Source organism: Comamonas koreensis, from assembly GCF_014076495.1.
GTDB classification, from domain to species: Bacteria; Pseudomonadota; Gammaproteobacteria; order Burkholderiales; family Burkholderiaceae_C; genus Comamonas; species Comamonas squillarum.
The window spans coordinates 3,450,421-3,467,983 of the sequence record NZ_CP043575.1 but is presented as its reverse complement, the minus strand read 5'-3'; the positions used below and the strand labels follow the sequence as shown (position 1 = coordinate 3,467,983).

Here is a 17,563-nt window from a genome sequence, read left to right as displayed (position 1 = left end):
GCGCAAGGAGAAGATGATGGACCATTTGATTACCGAGGCCCTGCGCGACCTGCTGACCGGGCAATGCACGCCCGCTGTGGTGCGCGCGATCGAGAGCGAAGTGGCTGCCGGCCAGAGCCCTGCCGCTGCGGCGCTGTGGCAGCAGATTGAAGACACCGGCTTTGCCGACCTGCTGCTGAGCGAAGAGGCTGGCGGCGCCGGCCTGGCCTTGCGCGATGCCTTTGGTGTCTGGGATTTGCTGGGCCAACACGCGATGCCGCTGCCGCTGGCAGACACCATGCTGGCGCGGGCCTGGCTGGCAGCTGCCGGTGTGGCGCTGCCGCAGGGCGCCATCGCCTTGACGCCAAAGCTGGCGGCAGCCGAAGGTGGCCTGCGGGCCAGCGGTGTGCGCGGCGCCCGCGTAGCGTCCTGGGTGCTGGGCCAGCAGGGCGCTGATCTGTGGCTGCTGCCGGTGGGCACCGCGCAGGTCAGTGCCAGCATTTTTGTGCTCGATGCGGATCTGCACTGGCCCGAAGCCGCGCTGGCCTCGGCCACACGGGTGCCGGCCGCAGCGTCGTTGCTGGTCGCCCAGGCCGGGCTGGTGTCGGCCTTGCTGGCGGGCAGCCTGCTGACGGTGTTTGAGAGCACCTTGAACTTTGCCAACGAGCGCCAGCAGTTTGGCCGCCCGATTGGCAAGTTCCAGGCGATCCAGCATGAGCTGGCGGTGATGGCCGAGCATGTGAGCGCCGCGCGCATGGCCGCGCAGATCGCCTGCGAGGCCGATGGCGTCGCGGCAGACCCGCTCAAGGTGGCCGTGGGCAAGGCGCGCACCAGCGAGGCAGCGGTGGAGGTGGCATCGCTCGCGCATTCGATCCACGGCGCGATCGGCTTTACCACCGAGTTTGATCTGCAGCTCTACACCCGCCGCCTGCACCTGTGGCGCCAGACGGCTGGCAGCGAAAGCTATTGGCAGCTGCAGGCCGGCCAGGCGCTGCTGGCTGCTGGCGGCATGGCCCTGGATGTGATCCGCGAGATCACGGACAGCCGCGCCGCCGTAGCCTGATTTGGCACCTGATTGACCGCAGCCCGCGCCGTTTTTCGGCTATGGTGGCGGTTGTTTTTAGAAGAATCAGGAGTCATGCTTATGTCGGTCTACACCGAAGATGTGCAAAGCGAAGTGCGTGGTCAGCTGGGCTTGATCACGCTCAACCGGCCCAAGGCGCTGAACGCCTTGTCGCTGGCCATGGTGCGCGAACTGCGCGATGTGCTGCTGCGCTGGCAGCAGGACGAGAAGGTACTGGCCGTAGCGATCCGGGGCAGCAACAAGGAGGGCGCCTTTGGCGACTTCTGCGCTGGCGGCGATATCCGCTTTTTGCATGCGGCCGGCATGGCAGGCAATCCCGAACTGGAGGATTTCTTCAGTGAGGAATATGCGCTCAACCACCTGATCCACCATTTCGGCAAGCCCTATATCGCCTTTATGGATGGCATCGTGATGGGCGGCGGCATGGGCATCAGCCAGGGCGCAAGCCTGCGCATCGTCACCGAGCGCACCAAGATGGCCATGCCCGAGACCGCCATTGGCCTGTTCCCCGATGTGGGCGGCGGCTACTTTCTCTCGCGCTGCCCTGGCCATGTGGGTGAGTACCTGGGCCTGACGGGACAGATGATTGGCGCGGCCGATGCGCTGGCCTACCAGCTGGCCGATGGCTACCTGGAGAGCGCGCAGCAGCAGGCGCTGTGGGACGGGCTGGCCAGCGGCAGCTTTGCCAACGGCCAGGCCGTAGAAGCCTTTGTCAAAGCCGCTTTGGCGTCCGCACCAGAACGTGCTAACAACCCCGATGCCGAGATCGCGCAGTACTTTGGCCTGGCTGATGTGCCGGCCATCATCGCTGCGCTGGAGGCGGGCAGCAGCGACTTTGCCCGCACCACCGCCGAGACCCTGCGCAAGCGCTCGCCGCTGATGCTGTTTGTCGTGCTTGAGCAGATCCGCCGTGCACGCGGCATGGGCCTGGCCGAAGACCTGCGCATGGAGCGCGACCTGGTGCGCCACTGCTTCTATTTGCGCCCCGACCGCAAGAGCGAAACGCTCGAAGGCATCCGCGCGCTGGCGGTCGATAAGGACCACCATCCCCGCTGGAGCCCCGCCCGCATTGAAGTGGTGGACCTGCAGGAAGTGGCGCAGATGTTTGCCAGCCCTTGGCCGGCTGAGGCGCACCCGCTGCTGGCGCTGAACTAAGAGCCGCTACCACAACCCTTGATACGTCGTTGCCGCGCCGGCCGCGCCAAGCCTTGTCGTACGTCTGTACTGCCTGCGGCTTGACGCCTAGTCGGGGACGCCTAGTCTCAACCGCAAACCTTCGGTTTGCTGGGTCGTGTTAGCAGCTCTAAGCCATCAGGGCTTGCGAGCCATACGAGGGCCTGCGTGAATACGTAGGCCCTTGCCGACTGTCAAAGGCCCTGGCGAATCGGTGTGCTATACCTTGGCATGTGATCCTCAGGTATCCATGAAAGGCAAGACCATGACGCATGCAGACTCCCAGGCCTCCTCAATCCGCGTGGAGGCCAACATCGGCGAAGGCTTTTGGCGCAAGGGCCCGCAAGACAGCCTGCCACCACCGGACATGATGGGCGCCTATATGCGCAACCGGCCGGTGCTGGGCGCGCCGGTCGTGGGGCGCAAGGCCTGGATCATCGGCAGCGGCATTGCCGGCCTGGCAGCCGCCTTCTACATGATCCGCGACGGCGGCATGGCGGGCGAAGACATCACCATCCTGGATACGCTCGATGTGACTGGCGGCTCGCTCGATGGCGCGGGCAATGCCGAGCAAGGCTATATCGTGCGCGGCGGCCGCGAGATGAACTGGAACTACGACAACTTCTGGGACCTGTTCCAGGATGTGCCGGCGCTGGAGCTGCCCGAGGGCTACAGCGTGCTCGACGAGTACCGCTTCGTCAACGACAACGACCCGAACTGGTCCAAGGCCCGGCTGATGCACCAGCAGGGCAAGATCCGCGATTTCTCGACGCTGGGTCTGACCAAGGCGCACCAGTGGGAGATCGTCAAGCTGCTGCTCAAGCGCAAGGAGGAACTCGACGACATCAGCATCGAGTCCTATTTCAGCGCCAGTTTTCTGGAGACCAATTTCTGGTACCTGTGGCGCTCGATGTTCGCGTTCGAGAACTGGCAAAGCCTGCTGGAGATGAAGCTCTACATGCACCGCTTCCTGGACGCCATCGATGGCCTCACCGACATGTCGGCGCTCGTGTTTCCCAAGTACAACCAGTACGACAGCTTTGTCGTGCCGCTGACGCGCATGCTCAAGGACAAGGGCGTCAAGGTGCAGTTCAACACCCGTGTCTATGACCTGGACATGCGCGAGGAAGCAGGCAGCCGCACGGTGACCGGGATCCGTTGCAAATCGGCGGGTCAGGAGGTTCAGATTGACGTCGGCCCCCATGATGTGGTGTTTGCGCTGACCGGCTCGATGACCGAAGGCACGGCCTATGGCGACCTGGACACCGCGCCGGTGCTGGCGCGCGGCAATGAGGAGCCGGGTGAGGACAGCGACTGGACCCTGTGGAAGCGCTTGGCGGCCAAGTCGCCGGTGTTTGGCCGGCCCGAGAAGTTCTATGGCGATGTGAAGGGCTCGATGTGGGAGTCGGCCACCTTGACCTGCAAAGCCTCACCGCTGATCGACAAGCTCAAGGAGCTGTCGGTCAACGATCCGTACTCCGGCAAGACGGTGACCGGCGGCATCATCACCTTCACCGATTCGAACTGGGTGATGAGCTTTACCTGCAACCGCCAGCCGCATTTTCCCGACCAGCCCGGCGATGTGCTGGTGCTGTGGGTGTATGCGCTGCTGATGGACAAAAAGGGCAACCATGTCGCCAAGACCATGCCCGAATGCACGGGCCGCGAGATTCTGGCCGAGCTGTGCTACCACCTGGGCATTGCCGACCAGATCGATGCGGTGGCGGCCAACACCAAGGTGCGCCTGGCCTTGATGCCTTACATCACGGCGCAGTTCATGCCCCGCGCCGCCGGCGACCGGCCCCATGTGGTGCCCGAGGGCTGCACCAACCTGGCCTTGGTCGGCCAGTTTGTCGAGACCAGCAATGACATCATCTTCACGATGGAAAGCTCGGTGCGCACCGCGCGCATCGGTGTCTACACCTTGCTGGGCCTGCCCAAGCAGGTGCCCGACATCAGCCCTACGCAGTACGACATCCGCAACATCATCAAGGGCGCGCGGGCGCTGAACGGCAACCAGCCCTTTGTCGGCGAGCGTTTGCTGCACCGGGTGCTGGGCAAAACCTATTTCGCCCACATCCTGCCGCCGCTGCCCGAGAACGAGGAGACCTTGCGCGAGCGCGCGGAATCGGAGCTGGCTCAACTGCTGGGCAAGGGCGGCCAGGCCTTGAGCAAGGTCTCCACTTGGCTGGAGCGCTACAGCAGCAATCTGCGCGACAAGTCCAAATAAGCAGCGCGCTGGACAGAGCGCCCCAACGCAAAGAGGTGGCCGTAAGGCCACCTCTTGTTGTTTGCACTAAAGCTGAAGGGCGTTAGCCGATCAAGGCTTGGCCAGCTTCCACACACCGCCGCCCATGCCATCGCCACGCTTGTCGCCTGCCTGGCTGTCTTTGGCAAAGTAGTACAGTGGCCAGCCCTTGTAAGCCCATTGCTGGGTGTTGTCGGTGCGGGTGATGATGCTGAAGTCACCAATCGGCTTGGCACCTGCAGCCACGCCCAGTGGCGGCCAGTTGGTGGCGCACTGCTGGTAGCAGGTGGATGCACCGCTGCCAGCGGTGTCCTTGGTGAAGGTGTAGAGCGTGCGGCCATCGGGGCCGACGAGCACGCCATCTGCGGATCGCACTGGCGTGCTCGTATCCGACGCTTTGTGGTGCATGGAGCCACAGGCGGTCAAAAGAACGGCGGACAGCGGAATGGCCAGTACAGCAAGCTTGGAGAACATAGACGGCACCCAGGTTGGTTGATGGTGTCCTCAATATAGGTGGGGGCGCTGGCCCGCCATGTCGGACAGATGCCCATCCTCGAACACACCGCGCTCAGCTGCCGGCCCGCTGTGTCGGGTCTTATCGCATGCGCTTGCTGGCAGTCATGCCTTGGGCGGCGACCAGCAGCCCACTACCCAGCACCACAAAACCCAGCGCAATCGTGGCCGCATAGGCCGCCACACCCCCGAAACCACCGACATGGGCCGGGTTCAGGAAGGGGTAGGGATACCAGCCCGTCAGCTGGCCGCGCAGCAAGGTGTAGAGGAGGTAGAGCGCCGGCAGGACCAACGCCTTGCCCAGGACCTTGCGTGCCAGCGGCGCGGCCGGCGGGGCGAGCAGCCAGTCGAGCACCACGGCGACCGGCATCAGGTAGTGCAGCACCCTGTTGATCCAGGCCTGCATCAGGCCGACATCCAGGTTGCGCAGCAGCAAGGCAAACACCAGGCCGACAATGGCCATGTTGAGCGCAGAGAAAAAACGCAACTGGCTGAGCCAGGGGCGCTCAGCACGCGCCGGTGTGCAGGCACCGAGCACCAGCACCAGCGCCGCCAACAGATTGGACAGCACCGTGAAATAGCTGAAGAAGTTGGCAAAACGCAGGCCGTGCGCGGCATGCAGGGACAGCTGTTGGCCGATGGCTGCGAGCACCAGGGCGGCCAGGCCAAAGCGTGCAAGCCGCAGCAGTGTGTGCATGGCGGGGTCTCCAGTCAGGATGGAGCCGCTATCTTAGAACCTGTTCAAAGTCTCTACGCTGGCGCCCAGGTGCAACCGCCATTGGGCCATCTGGTCTATCAACGGTTATGCACCTTCATCGCGCGCTCTACCTCGCGCTTGCCTTCGCGGTCCTTGATCACATCGCGCTTGTCATGTTCGGCCTTGCCCTTGGCCAGTGCAATATCGCATTTGGCCAGGCCGTTTTTCCAGTGCAGGTTGATGGGGACGAGGGTGTAGCCCTTTTGCTCGACCTTGCCGATCAGGCGCTTGATCTCGTCCTTCTTCATCAAGAGCTTCTTGATGCGTGCGGCATCGGGGCTGACATGGGTGGAGGCGGTCTTGAGCGGGTTGATCTGGCAGCCCATCAGAAAGAGCTCGCCATTCTTGACCAGCACATAACCATCGGTGAGCTGGGCCTTGCCCTCGCGCAGCGCCTTGACCTCCCAGCCGTGCAGCACCATGCCCGCTTCGAAGCGTTCCTCAAAGAAATAGTTGAATGCAGCCTTCTTGTTATCGGCTATGCGGCTGTTGGTGTTGTTCGTCTTCGACATAATTGCAATATTAGGGGCAAAACGGCTTTCCCAAGTCCATAGGGCTGCTGGGGGCTGCGCTTTTTGTTCTGGTCTATGATTTTATGAATGTTTCGGGCGGCAGCCGGTTTGCTGCTGCGGCCCTCCCTCCTGTCTGCATGAAAACTGTCAACAAGTCCGTCCTGATCTGGTACAGCCCCCAGGAGATGTTCGATCTCGTGGCCGATGTGCCGCGCTATCCCGATTTTCTGCCCTGGTGTGACCACGCGCGCGTGCTCGAGCAGCACGCCGATGGTGTGACCGCCGAGGTCGGCATTGCGCTGGCGGGTATCAAAAAATCCTTTGTCACCCGCAACACCTATGAGCCGGGCAAGCGGCTGCAGATGGCCCTGGTCAAGGGGCCGTTCTCGCAGCTGCAAGGCGACTGGCGCTTTGAGCCGGTGGGCGATGGCAGCCAGCGCGCCTGCAAGGTGTCGCTGAGCCTGAGCTATGGCTTTGACAGCATGGCGCTCGCCGCCGTGGTCGGACCCATTTTTGACAAGATCGCCGCCACGATGATGGATGCCTTTATCCAGCGGGCCGAGAAGATCTATGGCTGATACCGCAGCGGGCGCCGCGCTGATGCAGATTGAGGTGGTCTGGGCCCAGAACGGCCAGCCCCAGACGGTGCAGCTGCAGCTGGCCGCCGGTGCCAGCCTGGCCCAGGCCCTGGCAGCGGCTGGCCAGCAAACCGGCCAGGTGTTTGCCGATGCGCAGGATGCGGGCATCTGGGGCCGGGTGCGGCCCCGCAGCCAGCTGCTGGCCGATGGGGATCGGGTGGAGCTGTACGAAGCCCTCAAGGTCGACCCCAAGAAAGCGCGCCGTGAGCGCTTTGCCAAGCAGGGCGCCCGTGGCGCCGGCCTGTTTGCCCGGCGCAGGCCGCAGTCCAAGGCCGGTTACGGCGCTTAAAGAAAAGGTTCACCGCCATTGCGCGGCCATCGCCGCATGGAAAAAAGCCAAGCATCTGCTTGGCTTTTTGGTGTGGGGCACGGGCGATCAGCAGTTGTTGAAGATCACCTCATCGGTGCGCTTGATCTCGGCGGCGCGCTGCTCGGCGCTCTGGAACACCATCTCGCCCTTTTCATTGGGTGCGCGCACGGCCTTGCCGGTGTCATACATCGCCTTGGCCTGCTGGGCGCGCTTGCAGTTGTCGGCCTTGGCTGCCGCTTGCTTGGCTTTTTCTGCGGCTTCGGCATCGGTCTTGGCTTTGGCGTCAGCGGCCTTTTTGGCTTCGAGCTCCTTGTCCTTGCCAGTGGCGGCCTTGGCAGCGGCGGCACCGCCAGCCGGGGCGGCCCCAGCAGCGGGGGCGGGTGCTGCTGCGCCATCGCCAGACTCGCCCTCCTGGGGCGCGGGTGCGACCTCGCGCAGCGCAGGGCCTGTGCCCGAGGACTGCACGCCCTTGAGCGAGCCATAGCCCTTGGGGCGCTTGAGGATGTTCTTCTCCGGCACCTCCAATCCCGGTGGGCGGTCGCTGAAGACCTTGCGGCCGTCTTTGTCGACCCACTGCCATTGGGCCATGGCGGGCGCGCCAATGCCAATGGCTACCGAGAGGAGAAGGAGCTTGATGAGTTTCATAGAAGGCGAGTGTAGCTTGCCGATTGTCAACGCCAGACGAAGTTGTTGGTTGCAGATAACAGGCTTGCGCCGAAGGGATGTAATACGGCTGCCCTGCAAGCTGTTTACAAAAGACGGTAGAATCTTTCTTTTGGAGCCTTCACAATGCGCCTGATCGGAAAAGCGCTCACCTTCGACGATGTGTTGCTGGTGCCCGCATACTCCCAAGTCCTGCCCAAGGACGTCTCTCTCGCCACCCAATTCTCCCGCAATATCCGCCTGAACCTGCCCCTGGTGTCTGCCGCCATGGACACGGTCACGGAAGCCAGACTGGCGATTGCCATCGCTCAGGAGGGCGGTATTGGTGTGATCCATAAGAACATGACCGCCGAGCAGCAAGCTGCCGAGGTCTCCAAGGTCAAGCGCCATGAATCGGGCGTCGTGCACGACCCGGTGGTGATCACGCCTGAGCACACGGTGCTGCAGATCATGCAGCTGTCCGAGGAGCGGGGCATCTCCGGCTTCCCGGTCTGCGACGGCGGCAAGGTGGTTGGCATTGTGACCAGCCGCGATCTGCGCTTTGAGACCCGCTACGACGTCAAGGCGCGCGACATCATGACGCCGCGCGACAAGCTGGTGACCGTCAATGAAAAAGACGACACCACGCCCGCCGCTGCCAAGGCTTTGCTCAACAAGCACAAGCTCGAGCGCATTCTGGTGGTGAACGATGCCTTTGAACTCAAGGGCCTGATCACCGTCAAGGACATCACCAAGCAAACCACCTTCCCCAATGCCGCACGTGACCGCGCTGGCCGTCTGCGCGTGGCGGCGGCCGTTGGCGTGGGCGCTGGCACCGAAGAGCGTGTGGACCTGCTGGTCAAGGCCGGTGTGGACGCCCTCGTGGTGGACACCGCCCACGGCCACAGCCGTGGCGTGATCGAGCGCGTGCGCTGGGTCAAGCAAAACTACCCCCAGGTAGATGTGATCGGCGGCAACATCGCCACCGGCGCAGCGGCGCTGGCGCTGGTCGAGGCAGGCGCTGATGCGGTCAAGGTCGGTATCGGCCCAGGCTCCATCTGCACCACGCGTATTGTGGCCGGTGTGGGCGTGCCCCAGATCATGGCTGTCGACAGCGTGGCCCAGGCGCTTCAAGGCACCGGCGTGCCTTTGATCGCTGACGGCGGTATCCGCTTCTCGGGCGATATCTCCAAGGCCCTGGCCGCTGGCGCATCGACCATCATGATGGGCGGCATGTTTGCCGGCACCGAAGAAGCACCCGGCGAAGTGATCCTCTACCAAGGCCGCTCATACAAGAGCTACCGCGGCATGGGCTCGATCGGCGCGATGCAGCAAGGCTCGGCCGACCGCTACTTCCAGGAATCGAGCACCGGCAACCCCAATGCCGACAAGCTGGTGCCAGAAGGCATCGAAGGCCGCGTGCCCTACAAGGGTTCGATGGTTGCCATCGTCTACCAAATGGCCGGCGGCGTGCGCGCATCGATGGGCTACTGCGGTTGCGCATCGATTGCCGAGATGAACGAGAAGGCCGAGTTTGTGGAAATCACCGCAGCCGGTATCCGTGAGTCGCATGTGCACGATGTGCAGATCACCAAGGAAGCTCCAAACTACCGCGCTGACTGATGGTCCCGAGAATGGCTGCCGCTGGCAGCCATTTTTTTGAACTCCTTCCAAGGAATGCCGATGAAGCTTGCCGAAGCCCTGTTGCTCAGAGCCGACCACAAGAAAAAGCTGCTCTCCCTGCGTGAGCGCATTGCCCGCAATGCCATCGTGCAAGAAGGCGAGCAGCCCAAGGAGCGAGTCGAAGACCTGCTCACTGAGGCCACCTCGACCTTGCTCGCGCAGCAGCAGCTGGTGCGCGCCATCAACACCGCCAACGAGACGGCCCGCTTGGCTGATGGCCGCCCGCTGGCCGATATCCTGGCCCAGCGCGATACCCTGGTCGCCCAGCATTCGCTGCTGGTCGCCACCATCGCCGCCACGCACAAGGATGTGGACCGCTACAGCCAGCGCGAGATCAAATGGCTGCCGCAGATCAATGTGGCCAGCTTGCAAAAGCAGGCCGATGATCTGTCGCGCCGCATCCGCGAGACCAATGTGGTGCTGCAATCGGCCAACTGGCAGATCGATGTGGCGGCATAGCCGTTCACTGACCCCATAAAGGATCACCATCTAGTTTTTGGAGCGCCACGGGCGAGTGCAAAGACCCCGGCTGGGAGCCAGGGGGTTGAAAATATTCTGGGTCCCATCTGGATGCGCGGAGGGCAGCGCAAACGTGCTCAATACACGGCTTACCCATCAGCCCGGAACCACGTACCCTGTACCTTTGACAGCGTATACCTCACCACCTTGCACTGACGCGGCGCTCCTCCTTTCGAGGCGAGAACACAACCCTTGATGCGTTGTTGCTTGCCTTTTCGTACTTCAGTACTGCCTGCGGCTGCGCGCCTAGCCTCAACCGCAAACCTTTGGTTTGCTGGGCTGTATTCTCACCTCTTGTGCCAGCTATTGGCATAAAACTGGTCTGAATGCTAGAATCTGGTCTGAATTGATGTTCAGGACAGATTTTTTGTCACCCACTTCCATGCACAGCGTCGGTATCTACGAAGCGAAAACCCGTTTCTCTGCCTTGGTCGAGTTGGTCGAGCAGGGCGAGGAAGTGCGCATCACGCGCCACGGCAAGGAAGTGGTGCGCATGCTGCCGATGCGGCGCAAGCCGGTGATCACCGACGAGCAGATTGCCCGGGAGCTGGCGCAGATCGAGGCGTTGCAGGCCAGTATTGCGCCGGCGTCTGATGCGGATGCAGTCCCCCAGCTGCGCCGCAGCGGCAGGAGCGCCGCATGAGCGCCGCCTTCAGCGCCTTTGTGCTCGATGCCTCGGTCACCGCCGCCTGGCTGCTGCCCGAAGCGGCGAGTAGCCATACCCAGCGCCTCTACGCCCGCATTCGCCGCCATGAGGTGGATCCGCAAGCGCCCAACCTGTGGTTCTGGGAATGCAGCAACCTGATTGCCACCGGGGCCAACAGCGGCCGTGTCCCGCTGGGCAGTGTCGAAGGTCTCTGGGGCGTGCTCGATGCGATACGCCACCGGGTGGAACTCCATGACCTGGCCCCCGCCCAGCACAAGGCCGTGCTGGATGTGGCCTTGGCCACCGGCCTGCCGGTCTACGATGCCGCCTACCTGTGGCTGGCGCAGTCGCTGCGCTTGCCGCTGGCCAGTTTTGATGCCGCGCAAGTGGCAGCAGCCCGCCAATGCGGCATCACCGTGCTGGCGGCCGACGATTTTTGACCCATCCACCCCGTTTTTCCACCATCCAAACCCAACGATCCTGCTATGCAACACCACAAGATCCTCATCCTTGACTTTGGCTCCCAAGTCACCCAACTGATCGCCCGCCGCGTGCGCGAAGCCCATGTCTACTGTGAAGTGCATCCCTGCGATGTGAGCAGCGACTGGGTGCGCGAGTTTGCCGCAGACGGCAAGCTCAAGGGCGTGATCCTGTCCGGCAGCCATGCCAGCGTCTACGAAGTGGACGACCGCGCGCCGGATGCCGTGTTCGAGCTGGGCATTCCCGTGCTGGGCATCTGCTACGGCATGCAGACCATGGCCACCCAGCTGGGCGGCAAGGTCGAAGGCTCCAACAGCCGCGAGTTTGGCTACGCCGAAGTACGCGCCCATGGCCACACCGAGCTGCTCAAGGGCATCGAGGACTTCGTCACCCCCGAAGGCCACGGCATGCTCAAGGTCTGGATGAGCCACGGCGACAAGGTCACCGCGCTGCCGCCAGGCTTCAAGGTCATGGCCTCGACGCCATCCTGCCCGATCGCCGGCATGGCCGACGAGGCCCGCCGCTACTACGCGGTGCAGTTCCACCCCGAGGTAACGCACACCGTGCAAGGCCAGGCCTTGCTCAACCGCTTTGTGCTCGACATCTGCGCCACCCAGGCCGACTGGATCATGGGTGACTACATCGAAGAAGCTGTGGCTAAGATCCGCGAGCAAGTCGGTGACGAAGAGGTGATTCTGGGCCTGTCCGGCGGTGTCGATTCGTCCGTCGCTGCCGCGCTGATCCACCGCGCCATTGGCGACCAGCTGACCTGCGTGTTTGTCGACCACGGCCTGCTGCGCCTCAACGAAGGCGACATGGTCATGGAGATGTTCGAAGGCAAGCTCCACGCCAAGGTCATCCGTGTGGATGCGTCTGACCTGTTCCTGGGCAAGCTCGCTGGCGTGAGCGAGCCAGAAGCCAAGCGCAAGATCATCGGCGGCCTGTTTGTCGACGTCTTCAAGGCCGAGGCCGCCAAGCTCAAAGCAGGCGACGGCGGCCACAAGGGCGCGACCTTCCTGGCCCAGGGCACCATCTACCCCGACGTGATCGAATCGGGCGGCGCCAAGAGCAAGAAGGCCGTCACCATCAAGAGCCACCACAACGTGGGCGGCCTGCCAGAGCAGCTGGGCCTCAAGCTGCTCGAGCCGCTGCGCGACCTGTTCAAGGACGAAGTGCGAGAGCTGGGCGTAGCCCTGGGCCTGCCGCGCGGCATGGTCTACCGCCACCCCTTCCCCGGCCCAGGCCTGGGGGTGCGCATCCTGGGCGAAGTGAAAAAGGAATACGCCGATCTGCTGCGCCGCGCCGACGCCATCTTTATCGAAGAGCTGAACAACTGGGTGGACGATGCCACCGGCAAGACCTGGTACGACCTGACCAGCCAGGCCTTCACTGTCTTCCTGCCCGTCAAGAGCGTGGGCGTCATGGGCGACGGCCGCACCTACGACTACGTCGTGGCGCTGCGCGCGGTGCAGACCAGCGACTTCATGACGGCGGACTGGGCTGAGCTGCCTTATGGGCTGCTCAAGCGGGTGTCGAACCGGATCATCAATGAAGTGCGCGGGATCAATCGCGTTACGTATGATGTGTCTAGCAAGCCGCCTGCGACGATTGAGTGGGAATAAATTCTGAAAAAGAATATTGAAATAAGTTAAAGAAAGTTTAAAGCGGTAAGTCATTGATTTGCCGCTTTTTTTATGAGAAAAATTCGGCAAAGATCGATAAGTTGTAGACAGTTGAAGCAAGGATGATTATTGGCAAATCTGATGGCGTCGTTAGAATCGACCTGCCAAATTGGTGCTTTGTGATCCCGTTTATGTTGCGTTCAGAGCGCGTCAAAACGAAGGAGAGCGAGCTCTGATCAGGCCTGCAGGCGTGTTTGATGGCACTGCGTGATGATGGTCAATTTTTCTTGAACTTGCTGAAACCTACCATCAAGCACCTGCAGGAGATTTAAAAATATTTTCTACTTCAACAGGTTGCAATGCTCACAGATACCATACTCAAAAACATCAAGCCCACGGGCAAGGTGTTCAAAATGGCGGACCGTGATGGACTGTATGTCCGGGTGTCCCCAAAGGGTGCGCGCACGTTTGCGTACAACTACCGGGTCAACGGCCGGCAGGAAACAATCAATTTCGGTCAGTACGGCATTGGCGGGATCACCCTCGCCGAGGCGCGGCAGAAGCTGAGTGAGGCTAAGCGCCTGCGCAACGCCGGGGTTTCACCGGCGCGAGCGGCGGTCGCGGCCGTCGAAGGCGAGCGCACATTTGCCAGCTGGGCTGAGGAATGGATGGAGAAGCATCGCATGGCCGACTCCACCAGAGCGATGAAGCGATCAGTCTACGAGCGCGACCTCAAGCCTTACTTCCACAACAAGCTGATGCGCGAGATTGACCACCACGCGCTGCGCAGAAGAACAGACGAGATCGTTGCGCGCGGCGCGCCTGCGGTGGCCATCCAAGCCCGAGACATCGTGATGATGGTCTTTCGCTACGCGGTTGAGCGAGGGCTGGACGTCGAAGCAAACCCAGCGGACCGAGTGAAGCCGAGCAGCATTGCGACGTTTGTCCCCCGCGACCGCATGCTCCAGCCCACTGACATCAAGACGCTGTACACCTATCTTGAGCGCGTTGGGACCGGCATTCAGTTCAAGGTGGCGATAAAGCTGCTGCTGCTGACAATGGTGCGCAAGAGCGAATTGACACTCGCTACTTGGGATGAAGTTGATTTTGAGGCGCGCACCTGGACCATTCCCAAGGAGCGCATGAAGATGGGCCGGCCGCATGTGGTCTATCTTTCGCGCCAAGCCTTCGACCTCATGATTGCGCTGAAAACCTTTGGCGGCAGCTCCTCCTATGTCCTCCCAAACCGATATGAGTTCGATAAGCCGATGAGCGCGGCCACGTTGAACCGTGTCATCTCAAGCGCCGTCGAGAAGGCGCGCGGCGATGGTGTTGACATGCCCGATTGCGGACCGCATGACATGCGGCGCACCGCGTCCACTTTGCTCAACGAGGCGGGGTATGCCACCGACTGGATCGAGAAGTGTTTGGCGCACGAGCAGCGGGGCGTGCGCGCGGTCTACAACAAAGCGGAGTATCGCGAGCAGCGCACCGCGATGCTGCAGGATTGGGCGGATATGGTTGATCGCTGGACACAATGAAAAAGGGGCCTGCTGGGCCCCTTTGCTTATCCTACCTGCCTGAGAACCGTCTTGCGACGGGGCAGCCTCGGGCGAGGCGGCCGGCAGGTGGCGAAATAAAAATAGGAAGTGAAGCCCACTGAGCCCACTACCCAACGAGCCAGACGATCTGGCTGCTCACCCAAGAGGGGGAGCAGCAGGGCAGAAATAGTTATGGCCGCGTCAAAGAGCGCGAAGTACCGCACCCAGGTGCTTTCCGCCAAGCTGGCGTAGAGCGGCTCGATGAAGGTAGCAAGCAGCCATACACCCATAGCGAGAACATAGATCACCGCCAGGATCGAATACCCCGTGTTCACCGCTCGGACGATGCCCACTATGAGCAGCACTGCCGCTGCTTGCCGCCCCCACCAAGCAGGCCGCAATTGGCTCAGGTCAACCAGCCTCTGGAAGACCTGAGCAGTCAACCACGCATCGAAGCGACTAAGCAACTGCAGCATGGGTTTCCACCTCGTCGCGCCACCACCGCACAGTGCGCTGCGAAAGGTGCACGCGCTTGGGGATCTTGCCAGTCTTCTCCATGTTGTCCAGGGTGCGGCGGCACACCTTGAAGCGCTGCATCATCTCCTTGGGGGAGAGCATTTCTCGAATCGTTGGTTGTTCCATAGTTCACCTCAGAAAGGGATCAAGTCGTAGCGCCAGGCCTGGCAGCCGGTCCGCTGAACCTCCTCCGGCGGCACGGCGCCGCCCGATGCCTTGCAGCCGTGGCCGGTCCAATGAATGCAGCTGTCGCATGCCTTCTTGTCCAGCACTCGCTGCCAGCGCTCCAGGTCTTTCTTTGCGGCATCTCGCCGGACCTGCACCTCAGCGAGCGACATGCTCGCGTTGTCATCCATGCTTGTTTTCATCCCCATGCCCTCATTAAATTGCCCAGACTAGGTTCGCGCTCGACGGTGGCCACCCCTGGGCGATGAGAGAGGCCGAAATACTTGTCGACCTTCCAATACGCACCATCGCGAACTACCTGAATGGAGTCCGGGACGGGTACAGTGCCTTCGCGCTCCAGAAGGTTCAGAGCGTCAGTGACCGTGTCAGGACACTGGTGACGCCCATGGTCCCAAAACCACTGCACCGCATGCTTGCGCACATAGCTCCGGGGGTCTTCGATAGGCACCCATTGGGTGTAGGTCTGGCCTTGGGATAGGTACTCCACCCTAAGAGAAGTGCGCTCTTGCTTTGTGTGCGGGCTGTATCGGATAGCTTCAACTTCCACGACACGCGGCTTTGCCAGGACCGCGACTGGATCCATATCCGCCGCCTCTGTGCCATGCGCCGGGTTCTCGCTCGCCGGAAACTCGTGCTCGCACCCTGGGCAGATGCGCACGGAGGTGTGCACCAGCTCATGGCAGCTGGGGCACTCCTTCACCGGCGCCACGCTCACTGCCTTCTCACCACTCTTGCGCTTTGACTTGACCTGAATCTGGTCTATCGGCCCATGGCGCTCAATGTTGCCCGCGAAGTCCAGCACCAAGGTGTTGGATTTGTTGGGGTGCTTGCGAAGCCCGCGACCCATGATCTGGACATACAGGCCGGTGCTCTTGGTGGGGCGCAGCATGACCAGGCAGTCGGTTAACGGCGCATCAAAGCCGGTGGTCAGGATGTTGGCGTTGAACAGGAATCGGATGACGCCGGACTTGAATGCCGCAATCTTTCCATCACGCTCGACCTTACCCATTGAGCCATCCACGTAGTCGGCGGGCCAGCCGCGCTCATTCGCGAGCTCAGCGCACCGGCGCGCGTGCGCCACGCCCGTGCAAAAGCCCAGGATGTGGTTGCGATCGGATGCGTACAGCGCAACCTCATCGAACGCGCCTTCGATCAACGCGTCCTTGTTCATCGCGTCCTGCAGCGCTCCAGTGATGAACTCCCCGCCCCGTGTTCCGACGCCGGCCAAGTCCGCTTTAGTCACGCCGTTTTTTGCCACCAAAGGGCAGAGATAGCCTTGTTGGATCAGGTCGCCGACGTTCGCGCTGTATGCGATGTCGGTGAATATGGCGTTGTCACCCTCGGTCAACAGGCCCGAGTCGGTGCGGTATGGGGTCGCCGTGAAGCCGATGACCTTGAGGTTCGGGTTATGGGCCCGCAGCGCAGTGATAAAGCGCTGGTACGTGGTATCGCTTTTGGCCGGAATAAGGTGGCATTCATCCACCAGCACCAGGTGCGTGTTGCCGAAGCGGGCGGGGTGCTTGTGAATCGACTGGATGCCAGCAACGGTGATCTGCGCCTGCCTCTTGATGCCTACGCCGGCGGACCAGATGCCAATGGGCGCTTCCGGCCAGTACTTGGTGATCGCTTTGTAATCCTGCTCAATCAACTCCTTCACGTGCGTGAGCAGCAGCACGTTGGTTGGCGGGTAAATGGCGATGGCCTGCTTTACAGTGCTCGCCATGGTCAGGCTCTTCCCGCTGCCGGTAGGCAACTCGATTAAAGGATTGCCCGGACGGGTCTGGAGGAAGTCGAAGACGGCGTTTACCGCCTGCTGTTGGTAGGGGTAAAGTTGGATCATCCTTGCGCCTCCGCAGCCTTGAGGATCTGACGCAGCCATTTCGGCACATCGCTTGCGCCCCAGCGCATAGGCATCACTACAGCAAAAGCCTCATCTTTCGCGCAAAAGCGAGCGTAGATCTCAGAGTTAGGAGCGGGCTGTCGCAACTCGATGCCGTTGGGCGCGCGCGAGGCTCCGACAACCGACCGATTGAGCAGCTCCAGGTAGCGCGCATCAACGGGATCTACTGGTCCGGGGGCATCCGCGAACTTGTCCGCACGTTTAACCACGCGAGAGAATTCTGGGAACTTTCCCTCAACCTCCCATGGCATCCTCTTCCCAGTTATCGGGGTATGCGGATTGGGCTGGATGTATACCTCGCCGTCTTTGGCCGTGAGGCAGGCCAGGCGTCCATCGATAACGCGGAGGGACCTTGGCAGTCCCTTGTCGCTCTTCCCCAACGCAGACAAGAGTGGCTTGGTAACGTGGAGGATGACCTCTCGATCGAGCTCGCCTTGTTGGTCATGCCACAACCCGAGGATATGCCCGTTGGTGGCGACTCCGATCACGCCGCTTCCCTGGCGCGCAGTGAGCGGCTGCAAAAAAATGCCGTTGAGATAATAGCGAATGTCCTGGGTCGCCATGTAGTGCGACAAGAAGGCCATGCCCGTACCTGAGAATTTGATGTTCATGGC

General features: G+C 61.9%; 20 protein-coding genes. 11 read left to right on the top strand and 9 right to left on the bottom strand.

Features of this window, described 5'->3' with window-relative positions; genetic code table 11:
• Positions 1-13 precede the first annotated feature (13 nt).
• The 3 genes from F0Q04_RS15740 to F0Q04_RS15730 all read left to right on the top strand — a co-directional run bounded on the left by F0Q04_RS15740 (position 14) and on the right by F0Q04_RS15730 (position 4,466).
• A complete protein-coding gene (locus tag F0Q04_RS15740) occupies positions 14-1,042 on the top strand; it encodes an acyl-CoA dehydrogenase (protein WP_116924094.1) in 1,029 nt (342 codons plus the stop codon).
• Positions 1,043-1,123: 81 nt separating this feature from the next.
• Positions 1,124-2,218, top strand: a complete 1,095-nt coding sequence (locus F0Q04_RS15735; RefSeq protein WP_182342030.1) for an enoyl-CoA hydratase/isomerase family protein — start codon at positions 1,124-1,126, stop codon at positions 2,216-2,218.
• A 283-nt stretch (positions 2,219-2,501) separates the two neighbouring features.
• Positions 2,502-4,466, top strand: a complete 1,965-nt coding sequence (locus tag F0Q04_RS15730) for an oleate hydratase (protein WP_182342027.1) — start codon at positions 2,502-2,504, stop codon at positions 4,464-4,466.
• A gap of 90 nt (positions 4,467-4,556) precedes the next feature.
• Here F0Q04_RS15730 and F0Q04_RS15725 read toward each other — a convergent pair whose 3' ends face one another.
• The 3 genes from F0Q04_RS15725 to smpB all read right to left on the bottom strand — a co-directional run bounded on the left by F0Q04_RS15725 (position 4,557) and on the right by smpB (position 6,266).
• Entirely contained in the window at positions 4,557-4,892 is a 336-nt protein-coding gene (locus F0Q04_RS15725) for an ATP-binding protein (RefSeq protein WP_232539365.1), read from the bottom strand.
• Positions 4,893-5,079: 187 nt separating this feature from the next.
• Positions 5,080-5,694, bottom strand: coding sequence for a Pr6Pr family membrane protein (locus F0Q04_RS15720; protein ID WP_182342021.1), 615 nt, complete (start codon positions 5,692-5,694; stop codon positions 5,080-5,082).
• 98 nt (positions 5,695-5,792) lie between these two features.
• A complete protein-coding gene (smpB, locus tag F0Q04_RS15715) occupies positions 5,793-6,266 on the bottom strand; it encodes an SsrA-binding protein SmpB (protein WP_021027262.1) in 474 nt (157 codons plus the stop codon).
• A gap of 137 nt (positions 6,267-6,403) precedes the next feature.
• Between smpB and F0Q04_RS15710 the strand changes: the two genes are divergently transcribed.
• Positions 6,404-6,844, top strand: coding sequence for a type II toxin-antitoxin system RatA family toxin (locus F0Q04_RS15710; RefSeq protein ID WP_116924090.1), 441 nt, complete (start codon positions 6,404-6,406; stop codon positions 6,842-6,844).
• On the top strand, positions 6,837-7,193 hold the full coding sequence (locus F0Q04_RS15705) for an RnfH family protein (RefSeq protein ID WP_116924089.1): 357 nt from the start codon (positions 6,837-6,839) through the stop codon (positions 7,191-7,193). The genes F0Q04_RS15710 and F0Q04_RS15705 overlap by 8 nt, the downstream gene beginning before the upstream one ends.
• An 87-nt stretch (positions 7,194-7,280) precedes the next feature.
• Here the strand turns inward: F0Q04_RS15705 and F0Q04_RS15700 are convergent, their stop codons facing one another.
• Positions 7,281-7,859, bottom strand: a complete 579-nt coding sequence (locus tag F0Q04_RS15700; RefSeq protein WP_182342018.1) for a DUF4124 domain-containing protein — start codon at positions 7,857-7,859, stop codon at positions 7,281-7,283.
• A gap of 144 nt (positions 7,860-8,003) precedes the next feature.
• On the opposite strand from F0Q04_RS15700, the gene guaB reads away from it, so the two are divergent.
• The 6 genes from guaB to F0Q04_RS15670 all read left to right on the top strand — a co-directional run bounded on the left by guaB (position 8,004) and on the right by F0Q04_RS15670 (position 14,347).
• Entirely contained in the window at positions 8,004-9,479 is a 1,476-nt protein-coding gene (gene guaB, locus F0Q04_RS15695) for an IMP dehydrogenase (RefSeq protein WP_021027258.1), read from the top strand.
• 60 nt (positions 9,480-9,539) lie between these two features.
• On the top strand, positions 9,540-9,998 hold the full coding sequence (locus F0Q04_RS15690; RefSeq protein ID WP_182342015.1) for a DIP1984 family protein: 459 nt from the start codon (positions 9,540-9,542) through the stop codon (positions 9,996-9,998).
• A 442-nt stretch (positions 9,999-10,440) separates the two neighbouring features.
• On the top strand, positions 10,441-10,701 hold the full coding sequence (locus F0Q04_RS15685; RefSeq protein WP_116924086.1) for a type II toxin-antitoxin system Phd/YefM family antitoxin: 261 nt from the start codon (positions 10,441-10,443) through the stop codon (positions 10,699-10,701).
• Positions 10,698-11,144, top strand: a complete 447-nt coding sequence (locus F0Q04_RS15680) for a type II toxin-antitoxin system VapC family toxin (protein ID WP_182342012.1) — start codon at positions 10,698-10,700, stop codon at positions 11,142-11,144. The genes F0Q04_RS15685 and F0Q04_RS15680 overlap by 4 nt, the downstream gene beginning before the upstream one ends.
• Before the next feature lie 45 nt (positions 11,145-11,189).
• Complete coding sequence (gene guaA / locus F0Q04_RS15675; protein ID WP_182342009.1) at positions 11,190-12,806, top strand: glutamine-hydrolyzing GMP synthase; 1,617 nt, start codon at positions 11,190-11,192, stop codon at positions 12,804-12,806.
• A gap of 359 nt (positions 12,807-13,165) precedes the next feature.
• Positions 13,166-14,347 (top strand): tyrosine-type recombinase/integrase, encoded by a 1,182-nt coding sequence (locus F0Q04_RS15670; RefSeq protein ID WP_182342006.1) that lies wholly within the window; start codon positions 13,166-13,168, stop codon positions 14,345-14,347.
• 26 nt (positions 14,348-14,373) lie between these two features.
• On the opposite strand, the gene F0Q04_RS15665 is transcribed toward F0Q04_RS15670, so the two are convergent.
• From F0Q04_RS15665 to F0Q04_RS15645, 5 genes are read right to left on the bottom strand one after another with little or no spacing between them, the layout of a single operon-like run.
• Positions 14,374-14,823 (bottom strand): hypothetical protein, encoded by a 450-nt coding sequence (locus F0Q04_RS15665; RefSeq protein ID WP_182342003.1) that lies wholly within the window; start codon positions 14,821-14,823, stop codon positions 14,374-14,376.
• The gene (locus tag F0Q04_RS15660; protein WP_182323504.1) at positions 14,807-14,989 is read right to left on the bottom strand and encodes a helix-turn-helix transcriptional regulator; all 183 of its coding nucleotides are present in this window, start codon (positions 14,987-14,989) and stop codon (positions 14,807-14,809) included. Before F0Q04_RS15660 ends, F0Q04_RS15665 begins: the two co-directional genes overlap by 17 nt.
• Before the next feature lie 8 nt (positions 14,990-14,997).
• Positions 14,998-15,219 (bottom strand): hypothetical protein, encoded by a 222-nt coding sequence (locus F0Q04_RS15655; RefSeq protein WP_182342000.1) that lies wholly within the window; start codon positions 15,217-15,219, stop codon positions 14,998-15,000.
• An 8-nt stretch (positions 15,220-15,227) separates the two neighbouring features.
• On the bottom strand, positions 15,228-16,889 hold the full coding sequence (locus tag F0Q04_RS15650) for a DEAD/DEAH box helicase (protein WP_182341997.1): 1,662 nt from the start codon (positions 16,887-16,889) through the stop codon (positions 15,228-15,230).
• A complete protein-coding gene (locus F0Q04_RS15645; RefSeq protein ID WP_182341994.1) occupies positions 16,886-17,560 on the bottom strand; it encodes a hypothetical protein in 675 nt (224 codons plus the stop codon). The genes F0Q04_RS15650 and F0Q04_RS15645 overlap by 4 nt, the downstream gene beginning before the upstream one ends.
• Positions 17,561-17,563 lie beyond the last annotated feature (3 nt).